Source organism: Mycobacterium avium subsp. avium (assembly GCF_009741445.1).
Classification (GTDB): domain Bacteria; phylum Actinomycetota; class Actinomycetes; order Mycobacteriales; family Mycobacteriaceae; genus Mycobacterium; species Mycobacterium avium.
Genome location: NZ_CP046507.1, coordinates 791,489 through 810,320, shown reverse-complemented (window position 1 = coordinate 810,320; position 18,832 = coordinate 791,489). Strand labels below are relative to the sequence as shown.

Annotated in this window: 18 protein-coding genes and 1 pseudogene; 15 read left to right on the top strand and 4 right to left on the bottom strand. The window is 70.2% G+C overall.

The window, feature by feature from the left end:
* Positions 1 to 6: 6 nt before the first annotated feature.
* Positions 7 to 1,362 (top strand): TIGR01777 family oxidoreductase, encoded by a 1,356-nt coding sequence (locus MAA44156_RS04065; protein WP_009978279.1) that lies wholly within the window; start codon positions 7 to 9, stop codon positions 1,360 to 1,362.
* A gap of 51 nt (positions 1,363 to 1,413) precedes the next feature.
* Here MAA44156_RS04065 and MAA44156_RS04060 read toward each other — a convergent pair whose 3' ends face one another.
* Complete coding sequence (locus tag MAA44156_RS04060; protein WP_029248564.1) at positions 1,414 to 2,085, bottom strand: hypothetical protein; 672 nt, start codon at positions 2,083 to 2,085, stop codon at positions 1,414 to 1,416.
* Between the two features lie 76 nt (positions 2,086 to 2,161).
* Entirely contained in the window at positions 2,162 to 2,896 is a 735-nt protein-coding gene (locus MAA44156_RS04055) for an Rv1815 family serine proteinase (protein WP_009978281.1), read from the bottom strand.
* 367 nt (positions 2,897 to 3,263) lie between these two features.
* On the opposite strand from MAA44156_RS04055, the gene MAA44156_RS04050 reads away from it, so the two are divergent.
* The 10 genes from MAA44156_RS04050 (at position 3,264) to MAA44156_RS04005 (ending at position 12,437) form a co-directional block, all read left to right on the top strand.
* On the top strand, positions 3,264 to 3,695 hold the full coding sequence (locus MAA44156_RS04050) for an STAS domain-containing protein (RefSeq protein WP_003874971.1): 432 nt from the start codon (positions 3,264 to 3,266) through the stop codon (positions 3,693 to 3,695).
* 234 nt (positions 3,696 to 3,929) lie between these two features.
* On the top strand, positions 3,930 to 5,108 hold the full coding sequence (locus MAA44156_RS04045; RefSeq protein ID WP_011725728.1) for a polyprenyl synthetase family protein: 1,179 nt from the start codon (positions 3,930 to 3,932) through the stop codon (positions 5,106 to 5,108).
* A 28-nt stretch (positions 5,109 to 5,136) separates the two neighbouring features.
* A complete protein-coding gene (gene crtI / locus MAA44156_RS04040) occupies positions 5,137 to 6,657 on the top strand; it encodes a phytoene desaturase family protein (protein WP_009978286.1) in 1,521 nt (506 codons plus the stop codon).
* The gene (locus MAA44156_RS04035) at positions 6,654 to 7,604 is read left to right on the top strand and encodes a phytoene/squalene synthase family protein (protein ID WP_011725730.1); all 951 of its coding nucleotides are present in this window, start codon (positions 6,654 to 6,656) and stop codon (positions 7,602 to 7,604) included. The genes crtI and MAA44156_RS04035 overlap by 4 nt, the downstream gene beginning before the upstream one ends.
* The gene (locus MAA44156_RS04030; RefSeq protein WP_009978288.1) at positions 7,601 to 7,924 is read left to right on the top strand and encodes a lycopene cyclase domain-containing protein; all 324 of its coding nucleotides are present in this window, start codon (positions 7,601 to 7,603) and stop codon (positions 7,922 to 7,924) included. The genes MAA44156_RS04035 and MAA44156_RS04030 overlap by 4 nt, the downstream gene beginning before the upstream one ends.
* On the top strand, positions 7,921 to 8,232 hold the full coding sequence (locus tag MAA44156_RS04025; RefSeq protein WP_009978289.1) for a lycopene cyclase domain-containing protein: 312 nt from the start codon (positions 7,921 to 7,923) through the stop codon (positions 8,230 to 8,232). The genes MAA44156_RS04030 and MAA44156_RS04025 overlap by 4 nt, the downstream gene beginning before the upstream one ends.
* A complete protein-coding gene (locus MAA44156_RS04020; RefSeq protein ID WP_009978290.1) occupies positions 8,219 to 8,944 on the top strand; it encodes a class I SAM-dependent methyltransferase in 726 nt (241 codons plus the stop codon). Before MAA44156_RS04025 ends, MAA44156_RS04020 begins: the two co-directional genes overlap by 14 nt.
* Positions 8,941 to 10,470 carry a hydroxysqualene dehydroxylase gene (locus MAA44156_RS04015; RefSeq protein ID WP_009978291.1) on the top strand — a complete coding sequence of 510 codons (1,530 nt, stop codon included), beginning with the start codon at positions 8,941 to 8,943 and terminating at the stop codon, positions 10,468 to 10,470. The genes MAA44156_RS04020 and MAA44156_RS04015 overlap by 4 nt, the downstream gene beginning before the upstream one ends.
* On the top strand, positions 10,467 to 11,477 hold the full coding sequence (locus MAA44156_RS04010) for a DUF5914 domain-containing protein (RefSeq protein ID WP_009978293.1): 1,011 nt from the start codon (positions 10,467 to 10,469) through the stop codon (positions 11,475 to 11,477). Before MAA44156_RS04015 ends, MAA44156_RS04010 begins: the two co-directional genes overlap by 4 nt.
* Before the next feature lie 393 nt (positions 11,478 to 11,870).
* Positions 11,871 to 12,437, top strand: coding sequence for a MarR family winged helix-turn-helix transcriptional regulator (locus tag MAA44156_RS04005; RefSeq protein ID WP_009978296.1), 567 nt, complete (start codon positions 11,871 to 11,873; stop codon positions 12,435 to 12,437).
* A gap of 41 nt (positions 12,438 to 12,478) precedes the next feature.
* Here the strand turns inward: MAA44156_RS04005 and fni are convergent.
* Positions 12,479 to 13,514, bottom strand: a pseudogene (gene fni, locus MAA44156_RS04000) (type 2 isopentenyl-diphosphate Delta-isomerase).
* A 121-nt stretch (positions 13,515 to 13,635) separates the two neighbouring features.
* On the opposite strand from fni, the gene MAA44156_RS03995 reads away from it, so the two are divergent.
* The 4 genes from MAA44156_RS03995 (at position 13,636) to MAA44156_RS03980 (ending at position 18,046) form a co-directional block, all read left to right on the top strand.
* Positions 13,636 to 15,699 carry an MMPL family transporter gene (locus MAA44156_RS03995; protein ID WP_029248565.1) on the top strand — a complete coding sequence of 688 codons (2,064 nt, stop codon included), beginning with the start codon at positions 13,636 to 13,638 and terminating at the stop codon, positions 15,697 to 15,699.
* The gene (locus MAA44156_RS03990) at positions 15,696 to 15,968 is read left to right on the top strand and encodes a tryptophan-rich sensory protein (RefSeq protein WP_009978298.1); all 273 of its coding nucleotides are present in this window, start codon (positions 15,696 to 15,698) and stop codon (positions 15,966 to 15,968) included. Before MAA44156_RS03995 ends, MAA44156_RS03990 begins: the two co-directional genes overlap by 4 nt.
* Positions 15,969 to 15,980: 12 nt before the next feature.
* Positions 15,981 to 17,309: a cryptochrome/photolyase family protein gene (locus MAA44156_RS03985; protein ID WP_009978299.1), complete on the top strand. Its 1,329-nt coding sequence runs from the start codon at positions 15,981 to 15,983 to the stop codon at positions 17,307 to 17,309.
* A gap of 197 nt (positions 17,310 to 17,506) precedes the next feature.
* Entirely contained in the window at positions 17,507 to 18,046 is a 540-nt protein-coding gene (locus tag MAA44156_RS03980; protein ID WP_009978301.1) for an anti-apoptotic protein, read from the top strand.
* Here the strand turns inward: MAA44156_RS03980 and MAA44156_RS03975 are convergent.
* Positions 18,043 to 18,780, bottom strand: a complete 738-nt coding sequence (locus MAA44156_RS03975) for an acyltransferase (RefSeq protein ID WP_009978302.1) — start codon at positions 18,778 to 18,780, stop codon at positions 18,043 to 18,045. The two genes, MAA44156_RS03980 and MAA44156_RS03975, sit on opposite strands and share 4 nt — an antisense overlap.
* Positions 18,781 to 18,832: the final 52 nt, after the last annotated feature.

Sequence of the window (18,832 nt, the reverse complement as noted above, 5' to 3'; positions counted from 1 at the left end):
CGAGGGATGGGGCTGCACTACGCAAGCGTCGTGGACGCCGCCATCACCGAGGTCTTCGACTGGCACGCCAGGCCGGGCGCGTTCGAGCGGCTCTCGCCGCCGTGGTCGCCGATACGGCTGCTCACCGAGGCCGCCTCGCTCAAGGACGGGCGCGCCACCCTGGCGCTGCCCAGCGGTCTGCGTTGGGTGGCGGTGCACCAGCCGGACGGCTACGACCCGCCGCGACGTTTCATGGACAGCATCGGCGGCGACGGCCTGGCCGCGCTTCCGGCGCGAATCGCGGTGCGCTGGCGGCACATTCACGAATTCGAGGACGTCGGCGGCGACCGCACCCGGGTGATCGACCGGGTCGAGACGCCGGTGCCCGCGTCGCTGCTGCGACCCATGTTCGACTACCGGCACCGCCAACTCGCCGGCGACCTGGCCGCCCACCGGCTGGCCGCCCAGCACGGGTTGCGGCCACTGACGGTCGCGGTCACCGGATCGTCGGGTCTGGTCGGTTCGGCGTTGACCGCGTTCCTGCGGACCGGCGGGCACCGGGTCATCCGGCTGGTGCGGCGCGCCGCGCGCGGGGACGACGAGCGGCGGTGGGACCCCGAGGATCCCGACCCGGGGCTGTGCGACGGTGTCGACGCGGTGATCCACCTGGCCGGCGCCTCGATCGCCGGGCGGTTCACCGACCGGCATCGAGAAGCCGTCCGGGACAGCAGGATCGGGCCCACCCGGCGGCTGGCCGAACTGCTGGGCCGCGGCCGGCCCCGGCCCGCCGCGCTGATCTCGGCGTCGGCGATCGGCTACTACGGGTACGACCGGGGCGACGAAACGCTCACCGAGGACAGCGACCGCGGCGACGGGTTCCTGGCCGATGTGGTGGCCGACTGGGAACAGGCGACCACGCCGGCGCTGGATGCGGGCGTGCGGGTGGTGCAGGTGCGCACCGGCATCGTGCAGTCACCGCGCGGCGGCACGCTGAAGCTGATGCGCCCGTTGTTCAGCGCCGGTCTCGGCGGCCGACTGGGCGACGGGCGGCAATGGCTGTCCTGGATCGGCATCGACGATCTGATCGACGTCTACCACCGGGCGTTGTGGGACAGCAGACTCAACGGTCCGGTCAATGCCGTTGCGCCGCAACCGGTCCGAAACAGGGAGTACACGACCGCGCTGGCCGCGGTGTTGCACCGGCCCGCGGTGCTGCCGGTGCCGTCGCTGGGGCCGCGGCTGTTGCTGGGCGGTCAGGGCGCCCGCGAACTCGCGGGCGCGAGTCAGCGGGTGGCCCCGGCCAAGCTCGCCGCGGCCGGGCACCGGTTTCGCCACCCCGACATCGAGCGGGCCCTGCGTCACCTGTTGGGCCGCGGCGGCTGACGGCTTGGACGAACGACCGGGACCACAACACTACCTCCTCACCATGTTCGGCTACTGGTCGGCATCTCGGCCGTCGCGGCTGTGCCGGTAGGCGCGGGCGCGCAGATCGGCCAGCCACCGCGGATGCAGGGACACGCCCGGCGCCGTGTTGACGACGGGATCGAACGACACGTCGTCGTCGATCACTGCGGTCAGGCTGACGCGGGCCAAAGGCGTGAAATCACCTCTGCCGCAGGCTTGGTCGAGCGACACCTCGATGCCGCCGCGTTCCAGACGGCGGCGGACGTCGTCCAGCGCCAGGCCGGCGCCGCCGATGTCGCTCGCGGTGCGGGCCCGCAGCCACCAGTTGGCGTCCTGATAGCGCAACGGCATCAGGGTGGTCAGCGTCTGGGCGTTCCACGAGGTGGCCGGTCGCAGCGCCACCGCGCGCGACAGCACGCCCGACCCGGCGGAGACCAGCAGGATGTCCCACGGCGTGCCCGCCGGCTGCGGTGCGTTCACCCGCAGGGCCAGGCCGATGAAGTCCGGCAGCGCGCCCGGTGTGCCGGTGGCCTTGGACAGCCGGGCGACGATCCGCGACGGCGGGATCGGCAGGCCCCGGCCCGCCGGGCCGACGCGTTCGACGACGCCTCCGGCAAGCACCCCGTCGGGATGGAAGAACCGCTTGCCGCGGATCGCGGAGCCCCAGCCAAACGGCGCCGTCGCCAGCTCGAAAACGTTCACCGGCCGCGGATTCCCGTTCTGGGTCGACGGAAACCCGCCCGCGCGCACGACCTTCGGCCGACCGCAGGCACGAAACTTACGCTGCCGCAAACGAACCGGTGCGCCAATTGATCATGCGTAGAGCGGGCAGCTGTTGCTGGGCCCCGGGCGAGCGGCCGTCGACGTAGACCTGAGCCATGACCGCCTGCCATGACTCGAACTGGGGTGACGACCGGACCATGCCCTCGAACAGGCCCACGATGACGGCGTTGCCGTCGTCGGTCAGGGCGTAGACCGGACCGCCGACGTCGCGACCGTCCACCACCATGTCGGCGATGGCGAAACGACCGCCGGTGACCGTGCCGACGGAACCACAGTGCTGGCCGGTCGATCGGCGCAGCTGACACACCGGCAGCCCCGGCACGGCGCGCAGCCCGGGCGCGGCCAGCAGCCGGCGGCCCGTCGGCAGCAGGTCCGAGGCCGTCACATCCCTTGCCAGAGCGATGACTTCGTATTCCACCGGCAGCGTCGAGGCGTCGGCGGAGTCGGTGTCGAGCTGGCGACGGCCGAGCACCACCTCGCCGATCGGGTGGTGGTCACGGTCGGTCACCGCCGACTGCCCGCCGTCGCACTGCCCGCTGGTGATGGCAACCCGCAGTCGCGGCTCCACCAGTCCCACCATGCAGACGGCGTGGCCCTGATGGATTTCCATGCCGGGGGACGCGGTGACGGCCGGGTCGGCGGTCGCGTGGCCGGGCGCCGCCCAGAGCAGTATCACCGCGAGGGCCGACGCGCCCGCCAACCGCCCGCACCGCCGGCCGAGCTTTTCCATTGGGCCGCACCACCCCTCGTGTTCCTCAGGGGATCGAACGCGCACGTCACTGAACACGGGTATACCCCGCGGGCGGACCGGCAAACTCCTGGTCGGCGCTGGCCGTTTAGCGAAGAAGCGCTGTTCGCACTGGCCGGCAAACGAACACTTCCCCGCCCGCCGGGCGGCCGGGCCACCACGGGCGGCGTCGGGAGCCGGCAACCGCGGTAGGCTGCTGCTCAGGTTGAGTTCACAGCTACGTGTCTAACGGGAGCGGTGTTCGGACACTGTTCACTCCCTTTCTCATCACCAATCGATAGGCGCTTTCATGGCTGTTCTTCATCCCGCACGGTCCGCGGACCGATTCGACCCGGCGGACTGCCGGTACATGGCCGACTTCGCCCGGGCCCACCTGTTCGTCTACGCGCGCAGCCTCGGCACGGTGTTGCGGGTGGACGGCGAGGTCGACGCGTCGAATGCGCGGGACCTCACCGCGACCATCCGCCGCTTCGGCCGGCTCAAGACTCCGTTGGTGCTCGACCTGAGCCGGCTGCGCTTCATCAGCGTCGAGGGCTTCCGCGCGCTGCTGCTGCTCAACGACGAGCTGCGCAAATCGCGGGTGCACTGCTGCGTGGTGCCCGGCGCGGCCATCCGGGCCCTGCTGCGCCTCGTGCACGACAACGGGTTGGCCCTCGCCGACTCGGTGCCGGAGGCGTTCCAGAACATCGAAGACATCGTGCGGGCCCGGCGGGAGTTCCTGTCCGACCTGGCCCGGCCCCGGCCGGCCCGCACCCATGCGGGCAGCAGCGCGGCATCCTGATCGCGGCGCGTGAAGCGTTAGCGGCGTTGGCTTTTCGCCGCGCCACGGGCCTCACACGGTCACGTGGCGGGCCAAGCGCGCGCCGATTCACCGCTTCGTCTGGCGCAAACCAGTCAAGTTCATTAAGTTAATGTTTAAGTTACTGAACTAGATGGTATCTGATAGCGGACCGCGCCGAGCGGGCCTGACGTCAGGGCTGTGGTTTTGTCCGCGTCATCGAGGGTATGACCGGCGGTGTTCGGCCCGGGCGGGACTGGGCAGGCCGTGCCGTCCGGGAGGGAGCGCTGGGACACCATGGGAGCTTTGTCGTTTTCGCCCACCACCACGGTGGCGGCGCCGGCCTGGACGCGCATCGACGACTTCGGCGGGTGGCGGGCACACGTTCGGGCGATGGTGTTGGACGAGGTCGCCGACTTCGTCGGAGTGCGACGCGCCGACGAACTCGACCGGGCGGGGATCGGGGCCGCGGGCGACATCCTGGTTCAGTTCGTCTCCGGCGGCAAGTGCCTGCGGTCGACGTTCGTCTACCTGGGCTGGCTGTGCGGGGCACCGCGCGACCGGGCGGCGCTGCGGGCCGCCGCCAGTTTCGAGCTGCTGCACGCCTTCGCACTGCTGCAAGACGATGTGATGGACGGTGCGCAGGAACGGCGGGGCCGTCCGGCCGCGCATCTGCAGTTCGGCCGCTGGCATCAGGACCGCGGATTGTCCGGCTCGCCGCGGCGATTCGGTGAATCGGCCGCCATCCTGTTGGGCGATCTCTGCCTGATCTGGGCCGAACAGATGCTGCGCGACAGCGGACTCGAAGCGCGCCGCCTGCAACGCGCGTTTCCACGCTATGACGCCATGCGCGTCGAGCTCGCGGTGGGCCAGTTCGCCGACCTGACCAACGACATCCGGCAGTCACCGGGGCTGGACGCCGTGCTGGAGGTGGCGCGCCGCAAATCGGGTAACTACACGGTGCGCCGGCCGCTGGAAATCGGCGCGACGATGGCCGGGTGCGACGACCGGACGGTGGCCCGGCTGAGCCGCTACGGCGCGGCGGTGGGTGAAGCCTTCCAGCTGCGCGACGACGTGCTGGGCGTCTTCGGCTCGCCGGCGGTCACCGGCAAGCCCTGCGCCGCAGATCTTTTCGAGCGCAAGGCCACCGCCGTGGTGGTGAGCGCCCACCAACTCGCCGATCCGCCGGTCCGGCGTGAGCTCATCGAGCTCGCCACTCGTGACGTGCTGGACGCGGCCGCGATCGAGAGGTGGAAAGCGCTGATCGTCGAGACCGGAGCGGTGCGGCTGATCGAGCGGATGATCAGCGACCGCGTCGCGTCGGCACGCGAGCAGCTGTGCGGCCTGCCCGTCGACGAATCGGTGCGCGCCGCGCTGGCCGAGATGGCGGCCGTCTGTACGGATCGCGCCGAATGACCGTCGCCGGGACGGGAGTTCGGTGAGCATGCGGGCCATCGAGGGCTCCGCCGATCACGTCGTGGTGATCGGGGCCGGTCTGGCCGGCCTGTCCGCGGCGCTGCACCTGGCCGGTCGAGGGCGGGCGGTCACGGTCGTGGAGCGCGAGGCATGGCCGGGCGGTCGGGCGGGCCGGCGCGACATCGACGGATATCGGATCGACACCGGCCCCACGGTGCTCACCATGCCGGACATCATCGAGGACACCTTCGCCGCCGTCGGCGACAGCCTGGCCCGGCGACTGGAGCTGTGCACGCTGGATCCCGCGTACCGCGCCGTGTTCGCCGACGGCAGCAGCCTCGACGTCCACCGCGATCCGGACCGGATGGCCGACGCCGTCGCCGAGTTCGCCGGCCGCGAGCAGGCGACGGGCTACCGGCGGCTGCGGGCATGGCTGACGCGCCTGTACCGCACCGAGTTCGACGGATTCATCGCCGCCAATTTCGATTCACCGCTGTCGCTGCTCACCCCCCGGCTGGCGCAGCTGATCGCGATCGGCGGTTTCCGCAACTGGGACCGGATGGTCAAGCGCTATCTCAGTGATCCGCGGCTGCAGCGCATCTTCACCTTTCAATCGCTGTATGCCGGCGTGGCCCCGCGCGACGCCCTGGCGGTGTACGCGGTGATCGCCTACATGGACACGGTCTCGGGCGTGGTGTTTCCGCGCGGCGGCGTGCGGGCGCTGCCCGACGCGCTGGCCGCCGCCGCCTCCGACGCTGGGGTTCAGTTCCGTTATGGCACAACGGTTACCGCGCTCGAGAAGACCGGTGGGCGGGTCGGCGCCGTACTCACCGAACAGGCCGGACGCATCTCCTGCGACGCGGTGGTGCTGACCACCGAGCTGCCGCAAACCTATGCGCTGCTGGGCCGCACACCGCGTCGCGCGCTGCGGTTGCGGCACTCCCCCTCGGCGGTGGTGGCGCATGTGGGTTGTCCCGCGGTGGCATCGCAGACCGCGCACCACACCATCTTGTTCGGCGACGCCTGGGATCACACGTTCGCCGACATCATCGGCGCCGGCCAACTCATGCGGGATCCGTCGCTGCTGGTCACCCGGCCGACGGCCAGCGACCCGACGCTGGCTCCGCGAGGACGCGACCTGCTCTATGTGCTCGCCCCGGCGCCGAACCTGGAGTCGGGCGGCATCGACTGGGACAGCGTCGGGCGCGGCTACGTCGACGACCTCATCGCGCTCGTCGGTCAGCGGCTTCTTCCCGGTTTGCCAGGCAGCGCAACGGTTTTGGATGTCGTCACGCCCGCGGACTGGGCGCGCCGGGGCATGGCCGCGGGCAGTCCGTTCGCGCTCGCGCACACGTTCGCACAAACCGGCCCGTTCCGCCCGGCCAACATGGTGCGCGGCATCGACAACGCGGTGCTCGCCGGATCCTCCACGGTGCCCGGGGTCGGGGTGCCGACCACCTTGATCTCCGGGCGACTCGCCGCGGACCGCATCACCGGCGTCAGCAAGCGAACGCCCGCGCGCATCGACATGAAAGCCGGTTCGCCATGATGCGCAGCGAATGGGCTGCGGCCGGAATCGAGGATCCGCTGCTGCGCGAGGGGTATCGCCGATGCCGCGAGCTCAACGCCGCGCACGGCCGTACCTTCTTCCTGGCCACCCGGTTGCTCGCACCCGACCAGCGCCCGCCCGTGCACGCACTGTACGGCTTCGCCCGCTACGCCGACGACATCCTCGACGACCTCGACCCGCGGGTGGCCCCCGCGGTGCGCGCCCGGCGGCTGCAACGGCTGTCGGAGCGTCTCTTCTCCGGCGGTGCGCACACCGACGATCCGTTGGTGGCCGCGGTCACCCACACCGCGCGGCGCTACCGAATCAGCTCCCAACTGTTCGCGGACTTTTTGGCCTCGATGCGGATGGACCTGACCGTCACCGACTATCCGGACCGGGAAGCGCTCAACCGCTACATGCGCGGATCCGCGGAAGCCATTGGGCTGCAAGTGCTCCCGATACTGGGTACCGTGACGCCGGTGGACGAGGCCGCACCCTATGCGGCGGCCCTGGGCCGGGCGTTCCAGCTCACCAACTTCCTGCGCGACGTCGACGAAGATCTGGCGCGCGGTCGGGTGTACCTGCCGGCGGACGAACTCGCCGCCGACGGCGTCGACCGGGAGCTGCTGATGTGGTGCCACGAGCACCGCCGCACCGATCCGCGGGTGCGCCGGGCGCTGATCGCACAGCACCACATCGCCCGTCAGACATACCGATTCGCCACCGCCGGGATCGCGGTCCTGCAGCACCGCTCACGGCCGTGCGTGGCGGCCGCGGCGGCGTTGTATTCGGAGATCCTGGACTGCATCGAGAAAAGCGATTTCGCGGTCTTCGGCCACCGGGCCACCGTGGGCACAGCGCGACGGCTGCGGGTCGGCGCGGTGGGGCTGATCCGCTCGTGGCGGGCGCGCAACAGCGGTCGGGGTATTCGGTCGGGGGCCGCATGAGCGATCGGTGGCAATACCTGGTGGTGCTCGCCGCCTGTCTGGTGGTCACCGCGCCGCTGGAGATCGCGGGTACGGGCGTCTACCGGAGGTGGCGACGGCTCGCCGCGGCGGTGCTGCCGGTGGCCGCGGTGTTCTTGCTCTGGGATGAGATCGCCGTGGCCGCGCGGGTGTGGATGTACGACCACGCCTACCTGTGCGGGCTGAGCATCCCCGTTCGGGTGCCGATCGAAGAGTTGCTGTTCTTTCTCATCATCCCGGTGTGTGCGGTGCTGACCTACAACGCGGTGAGCACCATCCTGGGCAAGGTGCGCCGCCGATGACCGGCCTGGGCTACACCCTGCCGGCCGCACTGGCGGTGGTGATCGTGTGCGCCGCGGAGTTGACGGTGCTGCGGACCGGGCTCTTTCGCCGGCCGGCCTACTGGCTGTCGATGCTCATCGTGCTGGGATTCCAGGTGCCGGTGGACGGCTGGCTGACCAAACTCAGCTCGCCCGTGGTGATCTACGACGACCGGCAAATCAGCGGGTTGCGTTTCCCGTTCGACATCCCGGTAGAGGATTTTCTGTTTGGCTTCGCGATGGTCACCGCGGTGCTGCTGCTCTGGGAACGACGACGTGCGCGCCGGTGACACGCGCCCTGCCCCGGGCAACCTGGCGGCCGCGTTCGACGCCGGCGCCGCGACCTACGACCGGCTGGTCGGCGCCAGCCCGGGCTACCACGCGCAGCTGCTGCTGTCGGCGCGCAGGATGCGAATCCCGCACGACGGCAAGGGCTTACGCCTGCTCGACGCCGGGTGCGGAACCGGTGCGTCGACGGCCGCGCTGCTCGCCGTCGCGCCGGCGGCCGACATCGTCGCGGTCGACGCGTCGCGCGGCATGCTGGACGTGGCGCTGGCCAAACGGTGGCCGGCCTCGGTCCGGTTCGTGCACGCTCCCGTCCAGCGACTGGCAGAACACGGGATCACCGGGCCGTTCGACGGCGTGCTGGCCGCCTACCTGATCCGCAACGTCGCCGACCGCGACGAGCAGCTACGGCGGTTCCGCACCCTGCTGCGGCCCGGCGCAACCCTTGCGGTGCACGAATATTCGGTGCGCGACTCCGCCGCCGCCACGCTTGCCTGGCACGCCCTCTGCTGGGGCATCATCATTCCCGCCGGGTGGTGGCGCAGCGGGGATACCGCGCTGTACCGCTACCTGTGGCGCAGCGTGCTCGCATTCGACGGCGCCACCCGGTTCCGGGCCCGACTGGCCGACGCCGGCTTCACCGCCGTCCACAGCGAGACCATGCCCGGCTGGGAAGCCGGCATCGTGCACACCTTCCTCGCGGACGCACCCTCATGACCGCGCGTGCCACCGACCGCCGCCGTCGGATACTGCCCGCGCCCACCGGATTGCCGGATGCCGGTGCGCTGCCGTCCCGCCCACGGGTGGCGGTGGTGGGCGGCGGGATCGCGGGCCTGACCGCCGCCACCGGGCTCGCCGAGCGCGGCGTCGCCGTCGAGGTCATCGAACGTGAACACTACCTCGGCGGCCGGGTCGGCGGCTGGACCGAACACCACGACGGAACCGACCTCGCGATGAACCGCGGCTTCCACGCGTTCTTCCGGCAGTACTACAACCTGCGCGCGTTGCTCGCGCGCCTCGATCCGCGCCTGCGAATGCTGGTGCCGGTCAACGATTACCCGCTCATCGACGCGGCGGGACGACGAGACAGCTTCCGCGGCCTGCCGCGTACCCCGCCGCTGAACGCCATGGCCTTCGCCGTGCGCAGTCCCACCTTCCGGCTGCGTGACTTCGCCCGCATCGACGCTCGTGCCGCCGCGCCACTGGCCGCGGTGTCGGTGCCCGGAACCTACCGGCGCCTGGACCACATCGATGCCGCGACGTTCCTCGAGGACATCCGATTCCCCGAGGCCGCACGGCATCTGGCATTCGAGGTGTTCTCCCGCAGCTTCTTCGCCGACCCGGCCAAACTGTCGGCCGCCGAGTTGGCGACCATGTTCCACATCTATTTCCTGGGGTCGGCCGAGGGCCTCATCTTCGACGTTCCGAGCGCCAACTACGACAGCGCACTGTGGCAGCCGTTGCGCAGCTATCTCGAACAACGCCACGTCCGGTTCCGGCTGGGCACCAGCGTCGGAAGCATCGACGCGGCGAATCGCTTTGCCGTGCATACCGATACCGATGAGGAGCTGGAGGTGGACGCCGTGGTGCTGGCCACAGACGTCGCCGGCCTGCAGCGGATCGTCGCCGCCTCGCGCGGCCTGGCCAACGGGGAGTGGCGCGATCGGATCGCGGGGTTGCGCACCGCGCCGCCGTTCGCCGTCCATCGGTTCTGGCTCGACCGCCCGGTCTCGCCGCGGCGCCCGGCGTTTCTGGGCACCGCCGGGCACAAGCCGCTGGACAACATCAGCGTGCTGGACCGGTATGAACGCGAAGCGCGCGCCTGGGCCGGAGCGCATCATGGTTCGGTCGTCGAATTGCATTCCTACGCCTTGGATTCGGCGCCGTCGGGGGCGGCGGCGCTACGTGAACTGAGGCGGATCTATCCCGAGACCGCCGCCGCGCAGATCGTGCACGAGACGCTGTTGCACCGCAGCGACTGTCCGCTGTTCGCCCCGGGCGGCTACCCGCACCGGCCCACGGTGGTGACGCCCACCCCGGGCCTGCTGCTGGCCGGCGACGCCGTACGGATCGACCTGCCGGTGGCCCTCATGGAGCGCGCCGCGACCACGGGCTGGTGCGCGGCCAACCATCTGCTCAAGCGCTGGGGATTGGCCGGGCACCCGCTGGTCACCGTCCCCACCGAAGGCCGGTCACGCCTGCTGCGCTGGCTGGCCAACCGCGAAGGGGCCACCCGATCATGAACATCCGCGCACAGCTGCGACACTTGCGACCGTCCGTCCGCGCCAAAGACTGGCCGCTGCAGGTCATTCCGCACACACCCTGGGCCGATCAGCGTCCGACCTTTCGCGAGGCGCAACCCGCCGTCATCGACGCCGCGCTGCAGCGCTGCCGCCGGCAACCCACCGGGAACTGGTACGCGTTCGCCGCCAGCACGCACGTCGAGCGCGGGCGGCCGTTGGGGGCGCGCGTCGCCGGCGTCGATCTCGTCGCCTGGCGCGACGCCCGCGGTGCGCTGTGCGTCGGGCCGCGCAGTTGCCCCCACCTGGGGGCCGACCTGGCCACCGGGACCGTGTGTGGGGGCACGCTGATGTGTCGGTGGCACGGGCTGCCCCTGGACGGCCGCGCACGCGAATTCGGTTGGGCGCCAGTGCCCAGTCACGACGACGGCACCTTGGCCTGGGTGCGCCTCGATGCGGTGGGAGGCGAGACGCCGTCACCGCGACCGGTGATACCGCCGAGGCCGGCCGGCCACACGCTGGCCTCGGTCGCTCACCTGGTGGGCGTGTGCGAACCTGCCGACATCATCGCCAACCGGCTCGACCCCTGGCACGGCGCATGGTTTCACCCCTACTCATTCACCCGGCTGGAGGTGCTGGCCACGCCCACCGAAGACGCCGACCGCTTCCTGGTGGCGGTGACCTTCCGGATCGGACGGCTGGGTGTGCCGGTGGTCGCGGAGTTCGATTGCCCGGAGGCGCGCACCATCGTGATGCGCATCGTGGACGGCGAAGGGACCGGGAGTGTCGTCGAAACCCACGCGACCCCAATAGGTTCCGGCCCGGACGGCCGTCCCCGCACCGCGGTGTTGGAAGCGGTCATCGCGCATTCGGACCGGCCCGGGTTCGCGCGCGCCTTGTGGGCGGCGCCGCTGCTCACCCCGGTGATGCGCTATGCGGCCGGCCGGCTGTGGCGGGACGATCTGGCCTACGCCGAACGCCGCTACGAGGTCCGCAGCCAGAACCGTTAGGACGCGTCGAGCGACGTATTCGCCGTCGCCGCCGGGTCATGGTGCGTAGTTGTTCAGCGGAAATTCCGTGCCGCATGCCGAAGACGACGACGGCTACTACCACTGTTCCAAGAGATCGAGCAGCTGGTGCGCGGCCGGCTCGCCGACGGGCAGCGGCACCGTCACGAGACTGCGTTGAAAGAGCGGCGGCGAACCGGCGGGCACCCGGCGCACACCGCCGCCCCCGGACGATTAACGCGAGAAAGGCGAAACCGCCGTAGGGTAATGTCCACCGCCTGGGCCCACAACACTGCGGGTTTGCCCGGGGTCCGAAAACGCCCGCGTGGTTCGCGGGTCGCCGGTGGCGGTCGCCGATACGCTGGTCAGCGTGTCGGGCCGGAAGGATGCGGGTAAGTGACCAAGCGCGGCGCCGCTGATCGGCGACTGGATCGGACCGAACTCGAGAAGTTGATGTCGGCCGACATGCGTGCGATCACCGCGCAGTCCGACCGCATCGGCCGGCACTTCGCTCGCCAGAACAACGTCAGCGGCACCGACTTCCACGCGTTGCTGCATATCATGGTCGCCGAAACCGCGGGAACGCCGTTGACGCCGGCCCAGCTGCGCCAGCGGATGGACGTGTCGCCGGCGGCCATCACCTACCTGGTGGATCGCATGATCGATGCCGGGCACATCCGCCGCGAACCCGACCCGCAGGACCGCCGCAAGACGCTGCTGCGCTACGAGAAACCGGGCATGGCGCTGGCGCATTCGTTCTTCACCCCGCTGGGCGCCGAGCTGCGCGACGCCCTCGCCCATCTGTCCGACCGTGACTTGGCGGCAGCACATCGGGTCTTCACCGCGATGATCGAGGCGATGTCCGCCTTCGAATCCCGGCTGGCCGCATCGACTTCCAAACCGCCCGCCGCTCCCGGCCGCAAGCGTGCGACGACCGCGGGACGTCGCGGCGCGCCACGCTGAGCACGGTCGCTACTGCACCTTCGACCGCCACGCCGCCGGCCCTAGGCGGGGCGGATCAGCTCGACGGCACGCAAGCCCGCCAGGTCGGCGACACCGCAGCCGTGCAGACACACCCGCAACTCGTCGATGAACGGCTGCAGCCAATCGACCACGGCCGCAGACGATTCGATCGCCGCCGGCAACAGTGGCCGCGCTACCGCCACCACGTCGGCACCCAACGCGATCGCCTTGGCCGCGTCCATGCCCGTCCGAATACCACCGGAGGCCACCAAGGGGATATCCGGCAGCAGCCGGCGCACCTCGACGATCGCGCGCGCGGTGGGCACACCCCAGTCCGCCAGGTCCGGATAGCGTAGCTCGCCGTACCGAACGAACTGTTCGACGCGCGACCAGGAAGTGCCTCCGGCACCCGCCACGTCAATACCGGCCACCGGCGGTTGTCCTTCTCCCCCAACAAGTTCCGCGGCCGCCGCACCGCCGATGCCGTGGCCGACCTCTTTGAAGCAGCACCGGATAATCGAGCGCGGCGGCGGCTTCGCGCAGCCTGCTCAGCGAGCCGGAGAAGTCGGTGTCCCCGTTGTGCTGCATCGCCTCCTGCAACGGATTGGTGTGCACGGCCAAGGCGTCCGCACCCACCCGATCGAGCGCCTTCACCAGATGAGGAACCGCCGTCTTCGCCAGCTGCGACAAACCGATGTTGCCGAACAGCAAGACATCCGGGGCCACATCGCGAACCGCGAAGCTGTCCGCGGCGCGTTCGCCCAGCGCGCTGTCGAGCATGATCCGTTGCGACCCCAGCATCATGCCGATTCCCAGCTGCTGAGCGGCTGCGGCCAGATTCCGGTTGATCGTCTTCGACATCTCGGCGCCCCCGGTCATGGCGCCGATGAGGATCGGCGCCCGCAGGTTCGCCCCGAAGAACGAGGTGGACACGTCGATGTCGCCCAGGCTGGTCTGTGTCAGTGCGTGGTAGGGCAATCGGTAGCGGTCCAACCCGGTTGTGACGCCGTCGAATTCCACCGGGTCGCTCAGACACACGTCGATGTGCCGCCGTTTCCGGTGTGTCATCGCGTCCATCGGGGCCCCCGCCGGGTGTCCATAATGTCCATAGTGCCCCTTTTCGGGTGCCGCCGACGCATCGGCGTTCGACGCGTCATTTCAGTTGATTAATGTTTAACAAACTGAAAGGCTTGATTTCGTGGTGTGGGAACGCGTGGCCGCCGCCGTGACCGGTCCGCGTTCCTGGCTGCTGGCCGCGGTCACGGTGCTGGCCGGCGTCGGCGTGATGGCTCTGGTCGGGCCGAACGCGGCGGCGGGCCAGGCGCCGCAGTCACTGCCGCAGCACTCGCCGTCCGCCCGGGTCACCGCGCTGGCCGGGCAGTTCCCCGGCGGCGACCGGACCCCGCTGATCGTGGTGGTCAGCCGCGCCGACGGCGCCGTGCTCGGCCCCGCCGATCTCGACGCGGCCCGGGCGGCCCGTGACCGCGCCCAGGCCGCCGCGCAACCCGGCGCCGCACCGGCGCAGCCGCTGACGCCCTCGCAAGACGGCAAGGCCGCCCCGGGCGTCGTGCCGCTGAGCACCACCTTGTCGGGTCTGGCCCTCAACGATGCGGTCAGCGCGCTGCGCACGGCCGCCGCGACGGGGCTGGCGGCGGATTTGCAGGTGCACGTCACCGGCGGCCCGGCGTTCGGCGCCGACATCGCCGGCGCGTTCACGCACGCCAACGTCACCCTGCTCGCGGTGACCGCCTCGGTGGTGGCGCTGCTGCTGATCGCCACCTACCGCTCCCCCGTGCTGTGGCTGGTCCCGCTGCTGGTGGTCGCCTTCGCCGACCGGGTGGCCGCGGCGGTGGGCACCGCGGTGGCGTCGCTGACCGGGTTGAGCTTCGACGGCGCCACCTCCGGGATCACCAGCGTGCTGGTTTTCGGCGCCGGCACCAATTACGCGCTGTTGCTGATCTCGCGCTATCGCCAGGAACTGCGCCGCCATGCCGGCCATCGTGACGCCCTGCGCCGGGCCGTGCACCGGGCGGGACCGGCCATCGTCGCCAGCAACGCGACCGTGGTGCTGGCGCTGCTCACCCTGCTGCTCGCCGCCACCCCCAGCACCCGCAGTCTGGGCGCGCTGGCGGCGTGCGGTCTGGTGATCGCCGCGGTTTCGGTGCTGGTGGTCCTGCCCCCGCTGTTGGCGGTGTGCGGCCGGCGGTTGTTCTGGCCGTTCATTCCGGTGGACCGGCCGGCGACCGAGTCCGGGGCGTGGCGCCGGGTCGCGGAATGGGTGGCCGGGCGTCCCGCGCTGGTCGCGGTGGCCGCGGTCGCGGTGTTGGCGGCCCTGGGTGGTGGATTGTGGGGGACCCGGATCGGGTTGTCACAGACCGAACAGTTCCGTGTCCGGGCGGATTCGGTGGCCGGTTATCACGTGCTGGCCCAGCACTTTCCGGCCGGGTTGGCCAACCCGACGCTGGTCGTCGCCGACACCGGCCATGCTGCGGCCGTGCACCAGGCGATGGCGGCCACCCCCGGTGTGGTCTCGGCGACCGAGTCCGGCCGTTCGGCGTCCGGGTTGACGCAGTGGTCGGTGGTGATCGACGCGCCACCGTCGTCGGTTCGCGCGTTCGATATCGTTGCCGCGCTGCGGGATTCGACGCGAGCCGCCGACTCCGGCGCGCTGGTGGGCGGGGCCGACGCGGCGGCCCTCGATGTTCGCGATGCCGCCACCCACGACCGAGTGCTGTTGATCCCCGCGATCCTGGCCGTCATCCTGATCGTCCTCGCCGTGCTGCTGCGGTCGGTGATGGCGCCGCCGGTCCTGCTGGTCGCGACGATGCTGGGCGCGCTGGGCGCACTCGGCCTGGGCGGCTGGGTCAGCCTGCACCTGTTCGGTTTTCCGGCGCTGGACTACACTACGCCGCTGTTCGCATTCCTGTTCCTGGCCGCCCTCGGCGTGGACTACACCATCTTCCTGGTCACCCGCGCCCGCGAGGAAGCCGCCCGGCACGGGACCCGGCAGGGCATGGTCGAGGCGGTGGCGGCCACCGGTGGCGTGATCACCAGCGCCGGAATCGTTTTGGCCGCGGTGTTCTGCGTGCTCGCGGTGTTGCCGCTGGTGGTCCTGACGCAGTTGGGCATCATCGTCGGCCTCGGCATTCTGCTGGACACCTTCGTGGTGCGCACTTTGGTCATCCCGGCGTTGTTCACCCTCGTCGGCGACCGAATCTGGTGGCCCAACAACCCCTCTCGACACGAACGGAGCACGCCGTGAACAGGTCGATACTCGGCGCAACCAGCCTGGCCGTCGCCGCGGCCGCCGGCGCCGGACGCCTGGCCGGCGCCAAGGCCGTCCCCCGGTGGTATGCGCGGCTGCGCCAGCCCGCCTATCAACCGCCCCGCGCCGCGTTTCCCCTCGCGTGGACCACGCTGTACGCCGATATCGCGGCCACGTCGCGCGGCGCTCTGACGTTGTCGCCCTATCCGTTGTGGTGCGGCTTCGCCACCGTGTTGTCCACCCACATCTGGCGCCTCAACGGTTAGCCCGCACCGCCGATGCCCGCGCTGTTGTGGTTCCGCCGCGACCTTCGCCTGCACGATCATCCGGCGCTGTCGGCCGCGGCGGACAGTGACGAGGTGCTCGCCTGCTTCGTGCTCGATCCGCGGCTGCAGAGGTCGTCCGGGCCGCGCCGGCTGCAGTTCCTGGGCGACTCGCTGCGGGTGCTGCGCGACGAGCTGGACGGTCGGCTGCTGGTCACCCGCGGGCGGCCCGACATCCGAATTCCCGAAATCGCCAAGGCAATCGGCGCCTCGTCGGTGCACGTCTCGGAGGACTTCACGCCGTTCGGGAAGCGCCGGGACGCCCGGGTGCGCGCGGCGCTGGCGTCGGTCCCGCTGGTGGCGACCGGATCGCCGTATCTCGTCGCGCCGGGCCGCGTCACCAAGCCGGACGGCTCGCCCTACCAGGTGTTCACCCCGTTTCTGCGGCGGTGGCGCGACACCGGCTGGCGACCACCGGCCAAAACCGGCGCCGCATCCGCGCGCTGGCTGGATCCGGCGCGGCTGGGCATCACCGCCTGCGAAATCCCCGACCCCGGCGCCACGCTCGACCTGGCGGCCGGTGAGGCTGCGGCGCGAAACCAGTGGAAGACGTTCGTGGACAACGGGTTAGCGAACTACGCCGACGATCGCCACCGGCCCGACATCGAGGGCACCAGCCGGATGTCGGCGCACGTGAAGTTCGGCACCATCCATCCGCGCACGCTGGTCGCCGATCTCGACCTACGTGCCGCCGGAGCGCGAACGTACCTGCGGGAGTTGGCCTTTCGCGACTTCTATGCCGACGTGCTGCATCACCGGCCGGCCAGCGCGTGGCGCAACTGGAACAGCGCCTTCGACGCCATCCGCACCGACACCGGCGACGAGGCCGGCCGCCGCTTCGAGGCCTGGAAGGCCGGCGAAACCGGTTTTCCGTTCGTCGACGCCGGAATGCGCCAGCTGCGCCAGACCGGATTCATGCACAACCGGGTGCGCATGACCGTTGCCTCTTTCCTGGTGAAGGACCTTCACCTGCCCTGGCAGTGGGGCGCGCACTGGTTTCTGCAGCAGTTGGTGGACGGCGACCTGGCGAACAACCAGCATGGCTGGCAATGGTGTGCGGGCTGCGGCACCGACGCCGCACCCTACTTCCGGGTGTTCAACCCCGCCGCCCAGGGCGAAAAATTCGATCCCTCCGGCGACTACATCCGCCGCTGGGTGCCCGAATTGCGGTGCGCCGACGACCCACACCTGCGCACCGGCGAGCGACCGCCCGGTTACCTGGCGCCGATCGTCGACCACGCGACCGAACGCGCCGAAGCGCTGCGCCGCTATCGGAGCATGTGAACCGCCGTCCGGGCACCCGACGTCGTCGGAGTCCTTCGAAAAGCGCTGTGCGGATTCATATTTCGACACCGGCGCCCGCGGCGGTACCCGGCGCCGCGCACCCGCCTCGGTGAATTGTTTGCTGAATGGCCACCCGAAACCGATTGGCGTGCCATTATCAGCCGATTCAGGAGTTGCGAGCCATTCGGGAGGCGATAATGACCAACTTCATCATCCGCACGCTGTTGATCGGCGGTCTCACCGCGGGCGTCGGCGCCTGTTCCTGTTCGATCGGACCGTCGCATTCGGTGAGCAAGAGCGACGTCGCCGGCCAGATCACCGCCAAGATGACCGACGCGGCGGGCAACAAGCCCGAGTCGGTGAACTGCCCCGGCGACCTGCCGGCGAAAGTCGGGGCGCAGCTGAACTGTGAAATGAAGGTCAAGAACCGGCCGTTCAACGTCAACGTCACCGTGACCAGCGTCAACGGCAACGACGTCAAGTTCGACATGGTGGAGACGGTCGACAAGAACCAGGTGGCCGGCGCGATCAGCAGCCAGCTCGGCCAGCAGTTCGGCAGGCAACCGGATTCGGTCACCTGCCCGGACAACTTGAAAGGCGTTGCGGGAGCGACGCTGCGGTGTCAGCTCACCGACGGCAGCGACAAGTACGGCGTGCTGGTGACCGTCACCGACGTCGACGCGGGCGACGTCAACTTCCATTTCAAGGTGGACGAGCAGCCGCAACCAAAAAGCTAGCGGGAGGCCTTCTTTCGTTCGATGTCGGCCAGCGCGGCGGCCAGCTCGGCCCGCTGCGCGGCCGAACTCTCCCAGGACAGCTGACGATTCTTGACCACCTTGGCCGGTGCGCCGACCGCAATCGAGTAGTCCGGGATGACACCGCGGACCACCGCGTGCGAGCCGAGCACGCAGCCGCACCCGATGGAGGTGCCGCGCAGCACCGTCACCTTCACCCCCACCCAGGTGTCCGGCCCGATGCGGACCGGGGACTTGACGATCCCCTGGTCCTTGATAGGGACGTTGATGTCGTCCATGCGGTGGTCGAAATCGCAGACGTAGCACCAGTCGGCCATCAACACCGAATCGCCGAGCTCGATGTCCAGATAGGCGTTGATCACGTTGTCGCGGCCCAGCACCACCTTGTCACCGAACCGCAGCGAGCCCTCGTGCGCGCGGATGGTGTTCTTGTCGCCGATGTGCACCCAGCGGCCGATCTCGAGCTGCGCGAGCTCGGGCGTGGCATGGATCTCCACGCCCTTGCCCAGAAACACCATGCCGCGGGTAATGATGTGCGGGTTGGCCAGCTTGAACTTCAGCAGCCGCCAATACCGCACCAGGTACCAGGGGGTGTAGGCGCGGTTGCGCAGCACCCATTTCAGCGAGGCCAGGGTGAGGAATTTGGCCTGGCGCGGGTCGCGCAGATTCGATCCACGCCAACGGCGATGGAGTGGAGCGCCCCACATGGTCGTCATGGCCGGACAGCCTATCGAAGCAGCCACGGGTTACCCTCACCTGTACTCGATC